The organism is Herpetosiphon llansteffanensis (assembly GCF_003205875.1).
Lineage (GTDB): Bacteria > Chloroflexota > Chloroflexia > Chloroflexales > Herpetosiphonaceae > Herpetosiphon > Herpetosiphon llansteffanensis.
Map to the genome: position 1 here is coordinate 12,936 of NZ_PUBZ01000092.1, position 17,601 is coordinate 30,536.

General features: G+C 49.6%; 15 protein-coding genes. 9 read left to right on the plus strand and 6 right to left on the minus strand.

The window, feature by feature from the left end:
* Positions 1–131 precede the first annotated feature (131 nt).
* Positions 132–1,142, plus strand: coding sequence for a GNAT family N-acetyltransferase (locus tag C5S61_RS11560; RefSeq protein WP_110515212.1), 1,011 nt, complete (start codon positions 132–134; stop codon positions 1,140–1,142).
* Positions 1,143–1,233: 91 nt separating this feature from the next.
* Here the strand turns inward: C5S61_RS11560 and C5S61_RS11565 are convergent, their stop codons facing one another.
* Positions 1,234–2,970, minus strand: coding sequence for a serine/threonine protein kinase (locus C5S61_RS11565; RefSeq protein ID WP_110515213.1), 1,737 nt, complete (start codon positions 2,968–2,970; stop codon positions 1,234–1,236).
* A gap of 11 nt (positions 2,971–2,981) precedes the next feature.
* Complete coding sequence (locus C5S61_RS11570) at positions 2,982–3,632, minus strand: FHA domain-containing protein (protein ID WP_110515214.1); 651 nt, start codon at positions 3,630–3,632, stop codon at positions 2,982–2,984.
* A gap of 123 nt (positions 3,633–3,755) precedes the next feature.
* Between C5S61_RS11570 and C5S61_RS11575 the strand changes: the two genes are divergently transcribed.
* Entirely contained in the window at positions 3,756–3,971 is a 216-nt protein-coding gene (locus C5S61_RS11575) for a response regulator transcription factor (RefSeq protein WP_110515215.1), read from the plus strand.
* 198 nt (positions 3,972–4,169) lie between these two features.
* Here C5S61_RS11575 and C5S61_RS11580 read toward each other — a convergent pair whose 3' ends face one another.
* Positions 4,170–5,156, minus strand: a complete 987-nt coding sequence (locus tag C5S61_RS11580) for a helix-turn-helix domain-containing protein (RefSeq protein ID WP_110515216.1) — start codon at positions 5,154–5,156, stop codon at positions 4,170–4,172.
* Between the two features lie 202 nt (positions 5,157–5,358).
* Here C5S61_RS11580 and C5S61_RS11585 point away from each other — a divergent pair, with 202 nt between their 5' ends.
* From C5S61_RS11585 to C5S61_RS11595, 3 genes are all read left to right on the plus strand, one after another.
* Positions 5,359–5,580 (plus strand): LuxR C-terminal-related transcriptional regulator, encoded by a 222-nt coding sequence (locus C5S61_RS11585; protein WP_110515217.1) that lies wholly within the window; start codon positions 5,359–5,361, stop codon positions 5,578–5,580.
* 260 nt (positions 5,581–5,840) lie between these two features.
* Positions 5,841–6,065 carry a response regulator transcription factor gene (locus C5S61_RS11590; RefSeq protein ID WP_110515218.1) on the plus strand — a complete coding sequence of 75 codons (225 nt, stop codon included), beginning with the start codon at positions 5,841–5,843 and terminating at the stop codon, positions 6,063–6,065.
* Positions 6,066–6,165: 100 nt separating this feature from the next.
* Positions 6,166–7,860, plus strand: coding sequence for a CHAP domain-containing protein (locus C5S61_RS11595; RefSeq protein WP_110515219.1), 1,695 nt, complete (start codon positions 6,166–6,168; stop codon positions 7,858–7,860).
* 123 nt (positions 7,861–7,983) lie between these two features.
* Here the strand turns inward: C5S61_RS11595 and C5S61_RS11600 are convergent, their stop codons facing one another.
* Both C5S61_RS11600 and C5S61_RS11605 read right to left on the minus strand, forming a co-directional pair.
* Complete coding sequence (locus C5S61_RS11600) at positions 7,984–9,159, minus strand: MalY/PatB family protein (protein WP_164689392.1); 1,176 nt, start codon at positions 9,157–9,159, stop codon at positions 7,984–7,986.
* Between the two features lie 142 nt (positions 9,160–9,301).
* Positions 9,302–10,129 (minus strand): STAS domain-containing protein, encoded by an 828-nt coding sequence (locus C5S61_RS11605; protein ID WP_164689393.1) that lies wholly within the window; start codon positions 10,127–10,129, stop codon positions 9,302–9,304.
* 254 nt (positions 10,130–10,383) lie between these two features.
* Between C5S61_RS11605 and C5S61_RS11610 the strand changes: the two genes are divergently transcribed.
* The gene (locus C5S61_RS11610) at positions 10,384–13,014 is read left to right on the plus strand and encodes a M16 family metallopeptidase (RefSeq protein WP_164689395.1); all 2,631 of its coding nucleotides are present in this window, start codon (positions 10,384–10,386) and stop codon (positions 13,012–13,014) included.
* 148 nt (positions 13,015–13,162) lie between these two features.
* On the opposite strand, the gene C5S61_RS11615 is transcribed toward C5S61_RS11610, so the two are convergent.
* Entirely contained in the window at positions 13,163–14,281 is a 1,119-nt protein-coding gene (locus C5S61_RS11615) for a trans-sulfuration enzyme family protein (RefSeq protein WP_110515372.1), read from the minus strand.
* A 148-nt stretch (positions 14,282–14,429) separates the two neighbouring features.
* Between C5S61_RS11615 and C5S61_RS11620 the strand changes: the two genes are divergently transcribed.
* The 3 genes from C5S61_RS11620 (at position 14,430) to C5S61_RS11630 (ending at position 17,219) form a co-directional block, all read left to right on the plus strand.
* Positions 14,430–14,972: a PadR family transcriptional regulator gene (locus C5S61_RS11620; protein ID WP_110515223.1), complete on the plus strand. Its 543-nt coding sequence runs from the start codon at positions 14,430–14,432 to the stop codon at positions 14,970–14,972.
* Entirely contained in the window at positions 14,965–15,768 is an 804-nt protein-coding gene (locus C5S61_RS11625; protein ID WP_110515224.1) for an alpha/beta fold hydrolase, read from the plus strand. Before C5S61_RS11620 ends, C5S61_RS11625 begins: the two co-directional genes overlap by 8 nt.
* Positions 15,769–15,842: 74 nt before the next feature.
* Positions 15,843–17,219, plus strand: a complete 1,377-nt coding sequence (locus C5S61_RS11630) for a wax synthase family protein (protein WP_110515225.1) — start codon at positions 15,843–15,845, stop codon at positions 17,217–17,219.
* Positions 17,220–17,601: the final 382 nt, after the last annotated feature.

Genomic DNA, 17,601 nt, shown 5'->3' on the forward strand with positions numbered 1-17,601 from the left:
TCGATTGGCCTGATTATACTCAGTCGCAAGGCGGAGTTTGGGAGTCGGCCTAAGGCTGATGGCAAAGCGCGGCCAGCAAACGATACTTGAGCGCAGCAACCCATCATTACTGTAGGAGCAGCCAAAGTTTTATGACAGAGCAACAGCAAGCAATTCAGTTCGCCAATCCACCGAAAATCGACGGTTTTCAAGCTCGTTTTTTTCGTGATGATGCTGATTTCGCCCCAATGGCCGAGATTTTCACCAGCGCTTCGAACGCCTTGGCCGAACGCAATATCATCACCGCAGAGGATATTGAACGCCAATATCGCAACACACCCAATGCTGATCTGCACAAAGATTTGATCATTATGGAAGTTGATCAGCAACCGATTGGCTATGCCTTTACGCGGTGGTACGATGAAACTGCTGGCAACCGAATTTTACGCGCCATTGCCCATATTCGGCCCGAATGGCTTAATCGGGGCATTGGTCGGGCGATTCTCCCCTACCAAGAGCAGCGATTACGCGAAATTCATGCCGAAAATCCTACCAGCAACATTCCTTTTTTCCAAACCTATGGCTTTGATCGCAACCCCTACAGCGCCAAACTCTACCAACAATTTGGCTACCAGCCAGCACGCCATAGCTTCAGCATGAAGCGCGATTTGAGCCAACCAATTGGCAGCCAAACCTTGCCCGCAGGGATTGAAGTGCGCCCAAGCATCCCAGAGTTGTATCGCCAAATTTGGCTGGCCGATGCAGAAGCTTTCCGCGACCACTGGGGATTTTCCGAGCCAACAGAGCTTGATTTCCAACGCTGGGTTCAATCGCCATTCTTCCAGCCAGAGCTTTGGCAAGTGGCATGGCAGGGCGATGAAGTGGTAGGCATGGTGCTCAACTATATTGATCACAACGAAAATAGTGAGTATAACCTCAAGCGTGGCTATACCGAAGGCATTAGTGTGCGCCGACCATGGCGCAAACAAGGGGTTGCCTCAGGCTTAATCAACCGTAGTTTAGCGATCTTCCGTGATATGGGGATGACCGAGGCCGCATTAGGGGTTGATAGCGAAAATCCCACCGGCGCGTTGCGGGTTTATCAACAATGTGGCTTTGAAGTTGAATATGTTTCCACAACCTATCGCAAACCGTTAGCATAGCATAAAGAACAAACAACATAGAGCAAAGAACATAAAGCGAAGCGCTTGGCACTGCATTGGATATTCTGCTGTGCCAAGCGCTAATGACGCTTTAACGTTTGGTACGATTGACCTGATCAGTAGGAACTGAGAGATACAGATTATCAAAGCTCACTTGCTCGGTCGTGGCTCCACGAATATAAACAGCAAGATGCGGATAGCCTGAGGAGTATGTGCTATCTTCTACCTTGAGCGCATAGCGATCGTTGATAAACACCGCCATCTGATCACCTTTGACAATCAGCTCGATATGATGGGTCATATTCTTGCGCTGATCGATGCTTGGAGCAACATCCCAACCAACTCGTAGCGCATCATACGGCACTTGCTTAACAATGCGCACTCGCTGGTCAAAGCGATACAAGAGAAAATAAAAAGTTTCGGCATTGAGCAAGCCACTTTTGCGAAAAACCAAACCCAGCTCGGTCGTAGGCTCGCAAACAACGCAGGTCATATCAACCGACAACGCGAAATCTTCGACATAGGGCATAGTCGGCTGCAAATTCCAAGCAATTGATCCGCTTGGTGTATTCGAGGTTACATCAAAAATAAGCTTGCCAGCCTGCATCGAGAGCGTACTATTGGCATAATCGTCAATTGTGGTTGTCAATGACCAGTTATTGCGATTCAGCTCAAACGTATCAGAAAAAATCTGCGTCCATTGAGCAGCCTCAGCTCGTAATTGGGCGGCTTGGGTTTGCAAAATCGTGGGATCAACCAATTGGCTTGCTGGCAGCATTGTTGGCTTTGGGGTGGTTGGCGTTGCTGCATCCTGATCAAGCGAGGCCAAAGCCCTTGGGGTTGATGGTAGCGCTTGCTCCAACTCAGTTGATTGATTTGAAGCAATACGATTCAGATCAATGATTGTATAAGCAATAACTAGCAAGCCAATCAGCACGATTAAACGAAGTGCTAGCCCCACAGGCCAACGCCGTTGCCGTGGCAGAACTAGCGGGGAAGCCAATAATTGGCGTTTAAAATCGCCAATCGAGGCTGGGCGCAATGCTGGATTCAGGGCGAGGGCTTGCTCAAAGGCTTGGTCAATGTGGCCAGGAATCGTCGGCTGATGGGTGGCTAAAGGAATCAACGGGTCAGTCACGCCCGCCGCAACTGCGACCGCGCGCTCCAATGAATCAACCGGCGCAACCCCAGCCAAACCATAATAAAAGGTTGCCGCCAAAGCATACAAATCGCTGCGCTGATCGACTTGGCCGCCATTGCGCTGTTCAAGTGCAGCATAATTGGGGCTAAATCCGTTGACAACCTCATCAATCGTCGAGTTGGCCGTAACTTGCGAGGAACCTTGCGCCAGCCCAAAATCTAACAGCACCAAATTTCCGCTAGCAGTAATTTTAATATTTTGCGGTTTGATGTCGCGGTGAATAATGGGCGGCTTTTGCTGATGCAAATATTCGATAATCATGCCTAAATCGTTGATCCATTGCAGTGCCTGTTCTAGGCCAAGTGGTGCACCTTGACGGGTAACCAAGTCAGCAAGGGTATCGCCTTCGATCAACTCCATCACCACAAAGAACATTGCTTGTTCAACGAAACAATCAAAGACCTGCGGCAAACCAGCATGATTGAGCCCGCCTAAAATCCGAGCTTCAGGAATAAAGCGCGCATAATTTGCGTCCTCGTACACAATTTGCTTAATCGCTACCCAACGTCGAATAGTTTTATCCAGCGCTTTATAAACAATCCCTGAGCCACCACGCCCGATAATCTCGTGCACTTGATAGCGTTGCTGAATCAAACTGCCTTGGGTAAAGATCTTAAATGCTTGCATCAGTTCACCATTCACAGTAACTTATAGCCAAGATTGGGATAGGTCATAATTATTTCGCCTGGATAAATATCGGCCAATAGCATGCGTAATTGGCTCATATGCGTATGCAAGTTGGGATTATCCAAGTTTGGCTGATAGCGATAATCTGGGGGTTGGTAGGCGCGCACACATGCTTCAAGCGAACAGATTCGGCCACGTTGATCATACAAATATTTGAGTAATTTAAATTTCATTGTGCCAGCCCGAATTGGCACAGGTGTTTGATTAAGGTAGAACTGCAAATGTTGTTCTGCAAATAATAATGTATATTCAGCCTGAGATTCTACTTCAGTGGTTGCATTATCACACATAAATATCAATAAGCGCCGCAAAGTACCAAAGCCAATGCTATCATTATTGTTTAATCGATAAGGCTGATTTGGCTCAATCTTATAATCATTAACAAATGTTCCGTTCCGACTTGCGCGATCAAGCAACCAAAAGTGCTCAGCAGCAAAATAAATTTCGGCATGATAACGCGAAACGTTACGTTTATCGATATGCACTGTATTATCAACCATTCGACCAATTGTGCATGGTTGATCAAAGAGAAAACAACTTTGCGGAGTAATCGCACTATCAGTTGCAAGGAGTTTGGCCAAGGCCAATCTGGTGATTGTCATCGCCGCGATACCTCGGCAGATAGAAAAAAGTTTTAGCTTGATTAAAGGCGATCTAAATAGATCTTTTCGCTCCTGTTGGGTAGGATGAGCAACATCAAAGCAACCAAGCCAAACGGAGTATCTATGCCCAAGCCAGCAACCCAACTTACCGCCAGCGAACAGCGCATTATGCACATTCTGATTCAAGGCAAAACCAACAAAGCAATCGCCCACATGCTCCACACCACCGAAGGCACGATTGAAAGTAGCCTGCATCGAATTTATGGCAAACTCAACGTTGATAATCGCGTCAGTGCGACGCTGGCCTATCTCGCACTTGAACCTACCGCCCGAAGCTAGGCCTACCAACGTGCTAGGAAATCCTAGCAGCGCAATTATACCGCAATCCATTCATGCTGCTCACTTCTAATCCAGCTGGCAAGCATCGATCTTCGTGCTTCAGCAACTCGAGGATTACGATCAAAGCTCAGGTTTTTGGCCCGAATCTGTACTGATTTGGGTCGAACTTGAGCTTTTAATTAACATTTTCTTTGTTGCTTACGCGGAATGTTCGTTGGCTGCAAAGCTATTTGGGGGCGTGTAAAGCCGAAAATCTTGGAAACGGCAAATAACCGGAGTGGGCGATTGGCTAATAATTCCCAGATCAAGCCGCGCCTGCGGTAAGCGCTCAATTTCCGCCGAACCAACCAAAACATTATTGATAAAAAAAGTATGTTTCCGCCCAATAACCAATAATCCCAACTGATTAAACTCAGCTGGGCGAATCATTGGGGCATTGGTACGATCAAGGTGAATCTGAAAATAGTCGCCGCCGTTGCGCGTGCTAATCACCGAAGCAATTTGCAACTGGTCGCGAATGCGAAAAATCGCGTGGCTGGCATCGCTAATTTCTTCAAAAATCAGCGCAAAACCATCGTTCTCGCTGCCGCCAGCGATTCGCTGAGCATAAACGCTCAGATAGTAGCTCGGTGGCGCAAAACAGTGGGAATCGCCGCCAGTAAAAACATCATTATGAAAATAATTATGTAATGTTAACTGATAATTACCATTGATCATTGTTCGTTCAACGCGGCAAACTCCATCATCTTTATAGCCCAAACCCCAATGCTGGCTATTTGAAATAAACGTATCGTGCATCACAAGCTGCCATGTTGCTTGTACCGTCGCCAGCGAAACATCAAGATCATCAACTGCATCGACCCGCGAAACCAGCTCCTCGCGATAGCGCACAATCGCATATTTCTGCAACACATCATGCGCTGTGCCATAGGTATTCCATTCTTCCTTGACCGAACACAGCAGCAAATCGGCCTCTAGCGCAGTCAAGCCCAACGCTGTAGCTAAGCGTAATACCTGATCTTTGAAGCGCGGCGTATGCTTGCCGGTAAACCAATTACTCAGAGTTGGCACCGACATACCAACCTTTTGCGCAAGGCTATTTTGATTGATAATCTCGCTCCGGCTGCGTTCAAAGAAGATGCATAACAATTCGGCAAAGGTATAGGCTTGATAGCGATAATCCATTATTCCCCCTGAAAATCCACCAGATTAGCTGTTCAACGCTGCAATTGGTTCGCGAGTGCTAAAAAAACATAACTGCAATGGGCAGCGGCTTGGTAGAGTAGCTGTATCAAGTTCTTGTGCTGCGCAGCATACGGAATTCAGACCAACCAAACAGCGTGAATTAGAGGATTCATGCTTAATTGAAGCAAGGAGCCTGTGCCGTATGAATAGCCTTAGTGCGCGTGAATGTGATGTGTTGAAATTGGTTGATCAAGGCTGTAGTGATGCAGAAATTGCTCAACATTTGGATATTTCAATTTGGACTGTGCGCACTCATCTGCGCAATAGCGCGAGCAAACTTGGGGTTAAATCGCGCCAACAAGCAGTCTATGCTGCCCGTAATCTGCAAGTGATCAAACCAGCGGCGCAGGGCAAAAATCGCTAAATTTAGCGATGTGTTTTCCTAGGCGATTGCGTATCATCGTGCTAGCCCATAATCCAGTGATTCACAACTAGAGAGCAGTGCTTGCAACAATTTTCCGATTCGTTTTTGCCGCTTGCAGGAGGCTCAAACTATCCGCCTATGGTAGTTAGGGCAACAATTGATGGTGGATGTCAGGCTCTTTGCAGGGCATCCACTATCAACCCAAAATTATGGTGCATCTTCAAGTTCAGGTTAGGCACAATTAAGCCAAAGGAGCATTCATGAGCAAGCAAGCAGTTCAACTCACGGCCAACGAGCAGCGGATTATGCAAATTCTGATTCAAGGCAAAACCAACAAAGCAATCGCCCATTTGCTGCACACCACCGAAGGCACAATTGAAACCAGCCTGCATCGAATTTATGTCAAATTGAATGTTGATAATCGCGTCAGTGCCACCCTAGCCTATCTTGCGATTGAACCCATTGAGCATACTAGGGATGCCTAGCATAACCACAAACTGCTAGGGATGCCTAGCAGCGCAATTATACCGCGATCGTTATACTCTGCTCAACCCAAACATTTAAATTTTGTAAAAGGAGGATGCGATGCATAGGCAGCACTGGCGGCTTTTATCAATTGTAGGCTTACTACTCAGTGTTGGTATCTGGATGAAACCAGTCACAGCAGCTACAACAGCAAATTCAAATCGCTTGGTTGAGCCATCGATGGGTTTTGAGTTCGCGAATCTCGATCAGTGGGTTCCGAGCATTTTTGCCGAGAATGGCCCACAGAAAGATGCACAGGTAGTGCAACGAAGTATTGGTTTTGTGCATCACACGACCCCTTCTTTGCTAGCAATCGTGAGCACCTTTGCGAATCCTAAAGGGCTGAACAGCAGCGATTGGGCTACGCGCTATGACTATCAACGAACTAATGCGGAGTATCAGATTGAAGCAATTAAGTGGCAAGACCATGATGCACAGTTGGTCAGCGAGCAGCAACTCAGTCGCCAATCAACTGGCACACCCAGCCATTTACGCTTGATTGTGGCGGTTGATCAACAGATCATGGTTTTTGAGTATATTGGCTATAGCGTCAAACGAGCTGAATTTCTAGCGTGGCTTGAGGATATTACCCTCATTCAGGCCCAAAAATTCCAGCCATCACCCCTCAGTAACGATGTAAAAACCGCCTTTACCCAAGCGAATCAACCATTAACCATTTCAGTCCAAAATTGTTGTGGGATTAGCGACCCTGAGTATAATCCTTTTCCTTGTAATAGCAGTGCTGGCAATGGCAATTGCACATGGTGGGTGCGCTACCGGCGCACTGGCAACAATATTGCCAATTTGTATAGCTGTACTGGCAATGCGAATACGTGGGATGAATGCGCCGCCAGTTATTACCCGCAGTTGCTCAGTAACGTCCCTAGCGTTAAAAGTGCGGCGGTTTGGATGGGAGCCAATGATAACCACGTCGCATTTGTGGAACAAGTGAATGGTCCAGTTAATATTACAATGTCACAGATGAATTGGGGCGGCCCATGTCCGCAATCAACCATCACCCAAAGCAGTCTGAATAAGAAATTTATTCGCCATCCTGATGCACCGCAACCTGAACCAGTAAAACGTTGGTTTTTACGCAACGATTTATCAACTGGCAATTCCCATTTGGCCTTCGATTATGGCTTGAAATCAGATAAAGCGATCGTTGGCGATTGGGATGGCGATGGCGATGACACGCCGGGCGTTGTGCGCGGAACGAAATGGTATCTCTCAAATAGCTATGGCGAACCCTATACAATCAGTTTTGAGTATGGTTCACTGGGCGATATTCCGGTTGTTGGCGATTGGGATGGCGATGGCGATGACACGCCTGGCCTGTTTCGCGGAACAACATGGTATCTCTCAAATAGCCTGAATGGTGGCTGGGCTGATATTTCATTAGGCTTTGGCGAGCCTGGCGATATTCCAGTCGTTGGCGATTGGGATGGCGATGGCGATGATACACCTGGCGTTGTACGTGGTATAAGCTGGTATCTTTCCAAAAATCTCAATGGTGGTTGGGCTGATATTTCTTTTGGTTTTGGCGAGCTTGGCGATACATTCATTGTTGGCGATTGGGATGGCGATGGCGATGATACGCCCGGCGTTGTGCGCGGCAATATGTGGTATCTCTCAAATAATTTCAATGGTGGCTGGGCTGATCTCTCATTTATGTATGGCGATCCAGGCAGCTTTCCAATTGTTGGTAGTTGGGGAGATGGCGACCTGAATAGCGAGATTGGCACAATTCCTTAGAACATCAATCTATGGCAGCAAAGCAGCACGCGATCGTTCAAATCGCGTGCTGCATTCAAATTTCCCCAAATCTTCTATGTTCTATGTTCTATGTTCTATGTTCTATGCTCTTTGTTCTATGCTCTATGATCTTTGCTCTTCCAAGGCCAATTGCATGCGGCGCAATCCTTCGGCCAGCACTGAGCGAGGCGTGGCAAAATTGACCCGCCAAAAACCGAGGCCAGCCTCGCCATATAAGCCACCTTTTTCTGGCCCAACCTTAGCCTGAGTACGAAAACGCTCGGTCAATTCGTCTTCGCTCCAGCCAGTCACCCGAAAATCGAGCCATGCCAAGTAGGTGCCTTCGAGCGGAGTTACGCGCACCTGCGGATGCTCAGCAAAGGTTTGTTCAATCAGGCGATAGTTTTCGCGCAGATATTCACGCAAACTATCGAGCCATTCAGCCCCAGCTTCGTAGGCCACGGTCAGGCCAATATCGCCAAACACCGTGCCAACGTGATAGCCACTGCGGCCTTTTTCTTCCTCGTAGCGCTTACGCTGCTCTTCGTTGGCAATCACGCCATACGAGGTTGTCAAGCCAGGCAAGTTGAAGGTTTTGCTCGGTGCGGCCAAGGTAATCAGCAGGTCGGCCAAATCGGGGCGCAAACGGCCAAGCGGGGTAAATTCGGCAAATAGGGTTAAATCGCAGTGAATTTCATCGCTAACGATCATCACGTTATGCTGCAAACACAAATCAGCAATTCGATTCAGTTCATCTGCATTCCAAACCCGACCAACCGGATTATGCGGGCTGCACAAAACCAACATTTTGGCTTGGGCTAATTTGGCATCGAGATCAGCAAAATCAATTTGGTAGCGACCATCGACTTCAAGCAGCCGATTTTCAATAATCGTTCGGCCATTATCAGTAATCGCCCCATAAAACGGTGCATACACTGGCGGCTGAACCACAATCCCATCGCCTGCTTGGGTAAAAGCGCGCACTGCCACATTCAGCGCAAACACAACCCCAGGATTAATCACCAGCTGTTCTTGCGGAATTTCCCAGTTATGACGGGTCTGGTTCCAGTGTTGAATTGCCTTGAACATGCGCTCAGGACGAGCAGCATAGCCATAAATTGGGTGTTGAGCACGCTCGATTAAGGCCGCTGTAACCGCTGGCGGCGAGCGAAAATCCATATCAGCAACCCACAATGGCAACACATCAGCGCCGCCAAGGTATTGCTCGCGCATATCCCACTTTACCGAATTGGTGTTAACTCGATCAATCACCTGATCAAAAAAATCCGCAGCAATCATGCATGCTTCCTCACGGCCACAAACAAGCTTCTTCAGCACCAGAACCATGCAACAACTCGGCGCTGAGCCGCTCAACGGTTCTGTTGGCAGTAATTGTACTACCAATTTGGGCCTGATTTCAGGCTAAGCAGCATTCAATCAATTAGCGACGATAGGCTTTGGCTGCTTGCTGTTTCTGGCGTTCAAAGGCATATTCAACGCCAGCTTGCAACGTGCCTTGGGTGCGCACACCCTGCAAATTCACCCCAAGTTGCACCAACGTTTGCGCCATCTCAGGCCGAATGCCAACCAACAGCACTTCGGCTCCAACCAATTTAGCAGCTTGGGCCGATTGAATTAAATGGTGAGCAACTTGGGTATCAACCACCGGAACCCCCGTTACATCGATCAACACAGTCGAGGCTTGCTCTTCGCTGATGCGATTCAAGAGCGCTTCGGTAATGCGGCTGGCCCGTTGTTCGCCCAGAGTACCAATCAATGGCACGACCAACACGCCTTGGGAAAGCGGAATAATCGGCGTGGAAATTTCGGCAATTTGGCTGGCCTGATCACGAATATGTTGCTCGCGGGTTTTAAGAATCGTATCGGAGAGTTTCATTGCGCCAGTATAGACAATCGCATGCATGCGTTGCATCCACCACAGCAACGCAGCGGGATTCGCCTCGAAGCTTTGGCTCAGATCTTTGCTAATCACCTCGACACCCATATTGATGCCAAACAAAATATCTTCGACCGATGCGCCTTGTTCAGCACGTTGCGGGCCTATGCGCATCAAAAAATTGGGCATTGACTCGACCGTGCCATTGTTCAGATCAGCCACAAACGCCAGGTAGGCATAGCGAATTGAGGTTTCTAATTGCTCATAGCTAAAACTGCGATAGAGATTAATTTTGGCATTAAATACCCGATCAGTCGCGGTTTTAACATACTGGTCAAGGTGCGCTTGAATATGGTCAAGAATGAGTTGCATGACAGGCTCCATTGCTGGCGCACCAGTGATCGCACGTGGGACATTGATCAGCGTGGCGCTGAATGATTTTGTTGATCAATAAGGGCTAAATTCATCATAGCCTAGAATAATCGCCCTCGCAATCCTGTTTATTCGCCCGTACTTTGTCCCCTCTAAGTGGGATTTTGGCAGTGTGAATGTTAATAGCTTGTAAGCAGCGCGGCCAGCTTTTCGGTTCTATAATACTCTCAGGTTTCTTTTGCAGGAGACAGATGATGACACTTGCAACCAATGTTCATCGGCTGCCCAATGGCTTGACCGTGATTACCCGCGAAGTCCATACCGCGCCAATCGCCACCAACTGGATTTGGTATAAAGTTGGCGGACGCAACGAACGGGTGGGAATTTCGGGCATTTCGCACTGGTGTGAGCATATGTTGTTCAAAGGCACGCCCTCGATGCCCAAAGGTGCCTTCGATGCGACAATTGCCCGCAATGGCGGTACTTTCAATGGCTTTACTTGGATCGACTACACCGCCTATTATGAAACATTGCCAGCCGATCGCTTGAAATTGGGCTTGCAAATCGAAGCTGATCGCATGGTCAATTCATCGTTTGATCCTGATGAGGTCGCTTCCGAGCGCACGGTGATTATCTCCGAACGCGAGGGCAACGAAAATAGCCCGAGTTTTTGGCTTGATGAAGAATTACGCTCCACCGCTTTCAAGGTTCACCCCTATCGGAATGGCGTAATCGGTTGGAAGAGCGACCTGCGTGCCATGACCCGCGAAGATTTATATACCCACTATAAAACCTTTTATGCGCCCAACAATGCTGTACTCGTCGTGGTCGGCGCTTTCAAAACCGACGAAGTGCTCAAGCAAATCGAAGAATTGTATGGACGGATTCCTCAAGGATTGCCATTGCCCGAAGTGCGCGGCGAAGAGCCAGAGCAACAAGGTGAACGGCGGGTTCATGTTTCGCGGCCCGGACCCAACTCGATGATTCAAGTTGCGTTCCATGCGCCACCAGCAACCTCGCCCGATTGGGCTGCCTTAACGGTGCTTGATGCTGTTTTGACCGGCGGCAAATCGCCGTCGTTCACAGGTGGCGGCGCTCAAACCAATCGTTCAGCCCGCTTATATCGGGCTTTGGTCGAAGGCGAGTTGGCCACTGGGGCCTATTCGTCGTTTATGGCGACACTTGATCCATTTTTATTTGAAGTTGGTGCAACCGTGCGGCCTGATCGCACAGTCGAGCAAGTTGAGCAAGCGCTTTATGGCGAAATTGAAAAGCTACAACAAACGCCAATTAGCACTGAAGAATTGCACAAAATTCAGCGTCAAGTGCGTGCCCAACAAGCCTATAGCCTCGAACGCATTAGCAATCAGGCCATGGTTTTGGGTATGTGGCAAACCCTCGATAGCTACGAGCGCGCCGATAGTTCGTTGGAAGAGATTGCTGCTGTTACCGCTGCCGATGTGCAACGAGTTGCCCAAGAATACCTTGCGCCACAAAAACGCAATGTGGGAATTTTCACCCCAAGCAATAGCAGCGGCGGTGGCCACATTACCCCAACCGCCCGCACATTTCACCCAGCGCTAAGCTTTTATAATGCCAAAGCCGCTGAGGATGAAGCAACTGCCGCTGCTAATAATGGCTCGCAGGCAACCCGCCATGTGCTCAGCAATGGAATTGTTGTGTTATTGCAGCGCAATCCCAACAGCCCAACCGTGAGCATTCAAGGCGAAATTGCGCTTGGTCAAGTGCACGAACCAGCAGCATTAAATGGCGTGGCCGTGTTCACTGCCTCGGCGCTCAATCGTGGCACAACCACACACAGCTTCCACGATATTACCAATCTCACCGAAGATCGCGGCTGCTCGATTGCCGCCAGCGCAGGCCGCCACACCACATCGTTTGGGGGTAAAGCGCTGAGCGATGACGCACCATTAATTTTAGAATTATTGGCTGATGTGCTGCGCAACCCAACCTTCCCCGAACGCGAGATTGAGCGCCTACGCACCCAATTTGTAACGATGCTCCGCCAAAGCGAGCAAGATACACGTTCGCAAGCATCAAAGGCTGCCCGCGAACAGCTGTATCCCAGCGATCATCCGTATTATTTGTCGCCCAATGGCTCGCTCGAAACCGTGCCAGCCATCACGACCGCCGATTTAGCAGCCTTTGCCAAGCGCTATCACCCAGCAGCAACCACCATTGCGATTGTTGGCGATATTGATGAAACGACGATTTTGGCCGAAGTTGAGCGCTGGTTTGGCGATTGGCAAGGCCAAGGCGAGCCGCCAACCACCAATGTGCCAGAAGTTGCGCAACCGCAAAAGGTGCAACGCCGCGAAATTGTGGTTGAAGGCAAAACCCAATCTGACCTTGTTTGGGCAGTGCCAGGCTTAGCCCGCACCGACCCCGATTTTTATGCAGCCATGATGGCCAATTTGGTGCTTGGACAATTAGGCCTGATGGGCCGTTTGGGTGAGAATGTGCGCGACAAACAAGGCTTGGCCTATTACGCCACCAGCCGCATTGATGCCGATGTTGGAGCAGGCGCATGGGTCGTCTATGCAGGGATCAATGCCAAAAACGTTGATCGCGCACTCAACGCAATTCAAGAGGAAGTTGATCGCTTGCTGGCCGAAGGCATTAGCGAACTCGAACGCAGCGATTCGGTCGCCTATCTCACGGGTATGTTGGGCATTAGCCTTGAAGCCAATAGCGGCATCGCCAACATGCTCTTAAATATCGAGCGATTCAAGCTTGGGCTGGATTATGTTCAACGCTACCCCGAAATTATTGGCTCGGTAACACTTGAGCAAATTCATGCCGCTGCCAAACGCTTGCTCTCCGCCGATCGCTATGTGATTGGCGTAGCTGGGCCAGCTGCCTAAAAACGAGGTGGCAGATTTCAGGGGTCAGGGTTCAGTTAACTATTCATCAATCGATATTAAAGGGAAACGCAGAGCCTTGAAACTCTTGCGTTTCCCACCAGCGTCGGCATGCAGGATGTCGAATCGCGATCATGCCACGCACTACTATTTAGCTGGTTGCAGCCTCGATCGCTGCTGCAAGATCAGTCCACAAATCCTCAACATCCTCAATCCCAACGCTCAAACGCAATAACGATGGCGGCAGATGCTCCTGCCCCGGTATTGCCGCCCGCCGTTCCATCGTCGATTCAACGGCACCAAGGCTGGTCGCATGCTGAATTAATTGCACCTGCTTGCAAACTTCATCGGCAACCTCAGCTCCGCCCACCAGATCAAACGAAATAATTGTGCCAAAGCCTTTGAGCACTCGTTTCGCCGTAGCATGAGTTGGATGCGAGGCCAAGCCAGGATAGCGCACACGCATAACCTGCGAATGTCCCTCAAGCCGCTCGGCTAGCAACATCGCGCTTTGTTGCGACCGCTGAAGCCGAACCGCCAAAGTCCGCGCTCCACGCACTGCCAAAAAAGCTTCAAGCGTGCCTGGTGTAGCTCCAGTTAATTCACGCGATTTTTTAAGCGCATGCCAGAAGGCAAGATCATTGGTCGTCGCAACACCAGCCAACAAATCTGAGTGCCCGCCAATAAATTTAGTTGCCGATTGCAAGGCGACAGTTGCGCCAAATTTGAGCGGCTGCTGGTTGAGCGGGGTCGCAAAGGTATTGTCGACCGCAACAATCGCACTTGCTTTGCGCTGCGCAGCACAAATAACCGCTAAATCGGCAACCGTTAGCAATGGATTTGATGGCGATTCGAGCCAAATCAAATCGGCAGTAGCACACGCAGCAACCCACGTAGCAGTATCATCAACTGCAATGCGCTGCAGCGACCAACGCCCGCGTTCAGCTCCAGCCATGGCCAGCCCAGCAACGCCTTGATAACAATCATCAGGCAATACCACCAGCGCGCCAACCGCCAGTTGATCAAATACTGCCGCAATTGCCGCCATGCCCGAAGCAAACGCTAGCGCTTTACCACCTTCTAAGCCACCAACGACAGCTTCAAGTGCCTCCCACGTTGGCGTGCCATCGTCGCGCGAGTATTCGCGGCCACTGCCAATCAGAAAGTTCGAGGCTGGAACAAGCGGCACATTCAGCGAATCGCCTGGCTGCGAACCACGCCCCGCTGAAACCAGCCACGATTCTGGTTTGATGTCTGATGAATGAGCCATAGCGACCTCCCAAATAACAAGCATTGCGCTCCAAAACTCACTGTTGATCATAGCAAATCAGGGCTGGCGCTTCAAACTGCTACTCACCTAATCGCTTGACAAGTGCAAAATTCATATTACTATTAGATATATAACTTAAGGATATATTATGGAATATGTAATTTTAGGATTATTGCTGCTCAAGCCGCGCAGCAGCTACGAAATCAAGAAAATTCTGGAGGAAACGATCTCGCTGTTTTATAGTGCAAGTTTTGGCAGCATCAACAGCGCACTCGAAAAACTGATCGCTAAGCAAGCAGTTACCGTGGAAGAACAGATTGAAGCTGGTCGATTCAAAAAAATCTACAGCCTCACGCCCGTGGGGAAAATTGCCTTCGAGCAATGGCTGGCAAGTGCCATTCCCCAAGAGAAAGTCAAAGAACCAGCCTTGACGCGCTTGTTTTTTATGGGCTTTCTCACGCCAAGCGAGCGGCTGCGGCTGGTGCGCGAACATCTCACAAGTTTGCAAATCGTGCATGCCCAGCTCAATAGCTTGCTGCGCGAGCGCGAACAAACCAACGTTGACCCACACCAGCAAGCAATCGCCGATTTTCAATGGCTGACTTTGGAATATGGCGTGGCCTACTACAACTTCAGCATCAACTGGTATCAACAACTACTAACCAAGCTTGAGGAAACGAGCCATGAGTGAAGAGCTACACGCCAAAATAATGTCATTGCACAATTTTGATTTGCACTACTACACCCTAGGCAATCCCAGTAACCCAAGTTTGGTGTTGATTCACCCAGCGTTTGGCGATCATCAATGTTTTGTCCAGCAGATTGAAATTTTCGCCAAACAATATTATGTTATCTTAATCGATCTACCAGGCCATGGCCGTTCGCAGCCAAACCAAAGCTTGATTGGAATCGAGCGCACTCCAGAATATGTGGCGGCGATTTTGCAGGCAGAAAACCAGCAGCAAACCCATGTGTTGGGGGTTTCGCTTGGCTCACTCATCGCGCAAGAATTTTGCTATCGCTATCCCGCCTTGGTCAAAAGCCTGATTGTGGTTGGTGGCTACAGCATTTTTGGCGATCAACGAGCGGTCATGCGGGCGCAACGCAAAGAAATGCTGAAATGGGTGTTTTTGGTCATATTTTCGATGGAGCGTTTTCGGCGGTATGTTGCCAAAACGAGCGTGTTGTATCCAGCAGGCCAAACCTTGTTTTACCAACGCATGCAGCATTTTTCGCGCTCATCGTTTCGATTAATGAGCAAATTAAATCAACTGATGCACCCAAACCAAGCAGCCCCAAAGCAGCCATTATTGATTTTGGTTGGCGAGCATGATCAGGCAATTATTGTGCAAGCAGGCCGCGAATGGCAGCAGCGCCAGCCAAGCGCTGAGCAGCATGTGTTGCCAAACGCTGGCCATTGCGCCAACATGGATAATCCCGAATTATTCAATCAGCGTGTGCTCGATTTTTTGCACCAAGCCCAATAAGGTTGTAACAGCCGCGTAACAGCGTGGCCTTATGCTCAGCTCAGGTTGATAAGCTTGAAGCAAATGAGGCTACGATGCAAACATTAATCTGGTGGATGTACTGGCCAAGCTGTTGGATTGGCATTGTTGCGAGTGCGTGGTATCTTCCCAATCGCTGGCGCTCTGGTGTGGGTTGGGGCATCTTGGGGGCTGGTGGAGCATTCAGTTTATGGCTAGCAGCAGATTTGGCCGCGTGGCAACGGCTACTAACCAGCACCGCTGGATTGATTTTATTGCTCAAAGCGAGGGTGCTTTTGCAGCTCCCCCGCCAAGAATTGCGGCGTTATTCGCGCTTAGGCTTAGGTTTGTTTATGACAATCTGGCCGGGCATGAATCCAGCACCATTTCGCCAACGCCGCCAAATTCAGCGTGAACTTGGCCCCACAATTATTCAAGGTTGGGTTGGGGTAATGGCTGGCAGTTGTGGATTGGTGCTGAGCGCCTATCTTTTGCCATGGCTCGGCCAAGAATCGGCAAGTTGGATGTTTCTTCTGAGTATCTTGGGGCTTGGCCATTTTGGCCTTGCCCATTGGCTGAACGCTGGCTTATGGTATTGGGGCTGGCCGGTTGCCGCATTATTTCGCCAGCCATTGCGCAGCCGTTCGTTGCGCGATTTTTGGAGCGTGCGCTGGAATACGGCCTTTGTGGAAATGAACAAGCAACTCTTTTTGCGTCCGCTCGCCCGCTTTGGCCCAACGAGTATGGTGCTTGGCATATTTCTGCTCTCTGGAATCTTCCATGAACTTGGTTTAAGCTACCCAGCCCAAGCTGGTTGGGGTCAGCCAATGGCCTATTTTGGCCTCCACGCAGGGCTAATGTGGCTTGAACGCAAGTTTAATCTGGCGCAACGCTGGCCGCAATGGCTTTTGCGCTGTTGGACATGGCTGGCGATTGTTGGGCCATTGCCATGGCTGTTTCATGGTCAATTTCGCCAAGCGCTGATTGTTCCGGCACTGCATTGGGGCCAACAACGCTTGCATAGCCAAACGCTTGATTGGTATTTGAGTTGGGGCCTTAGTTTGGCAGCAGTGGCCCACGCCGTGATTTTGATCGCGAGTTTTCAAGTGCCCAAACGGCTCAATTGGCACAACGATCTCGCTCAATTAACTCCATTCAATCGCAAAATTATGTGGACATATGGCGGCTTTATTGTGTTGTGTATCATCGTTTTTGGCTGCTTATTGGCGTGGCTCAAAAGCGATATTTTGCAAGGCCAACCAGCCGCTTTAGGCTTGGTTGCATTCAACGGGCTTTTTTGGACGGCTAGGGTTGTGGTTGATTTTAGCTATTTCAAGCATAGCGATTGGCCAGCAGGCTTGCTGTTTGTAATTGGCCATTGTTGCCTTAGCAGCACCTTCATAGCAATTGTCATCGTCGATTGGGCGGTAATTGGCTGGCATTTATTGGGCTGAAATGAGCGTAGGCATTCCCTCACCCCAACCCCTCTCCCGTGCGCGGGCGAGGGGCTTTAACGTCGTGGTTCTGGCCTCGTTTCGTCGTAAAAACTAATACTCCCCCCGCCAGTGTTTTCGTGGGAGCAGGGGGTTGGCTTTCAAGGGTCGGTTTAAGATCCCCTCACCCCAACCCCTCTCCCGTGCGCGGGCGAGGGGCTTTAATCGTGTGGTTCTATCGCAATTTGCCGATAAAAATAGGTGCTCCCCCTCGCCCGCGTGCAGTGGGAGAGGGGGCTAGGGGGTGCTTACAGGGGTAGGCGTTAAGATCCCCTCACCCCAACCCCTCTCCCACGCGGCGGGCGAGGGGCTTTAATCGTGTGGTTCTATCGCAATTTGCCGA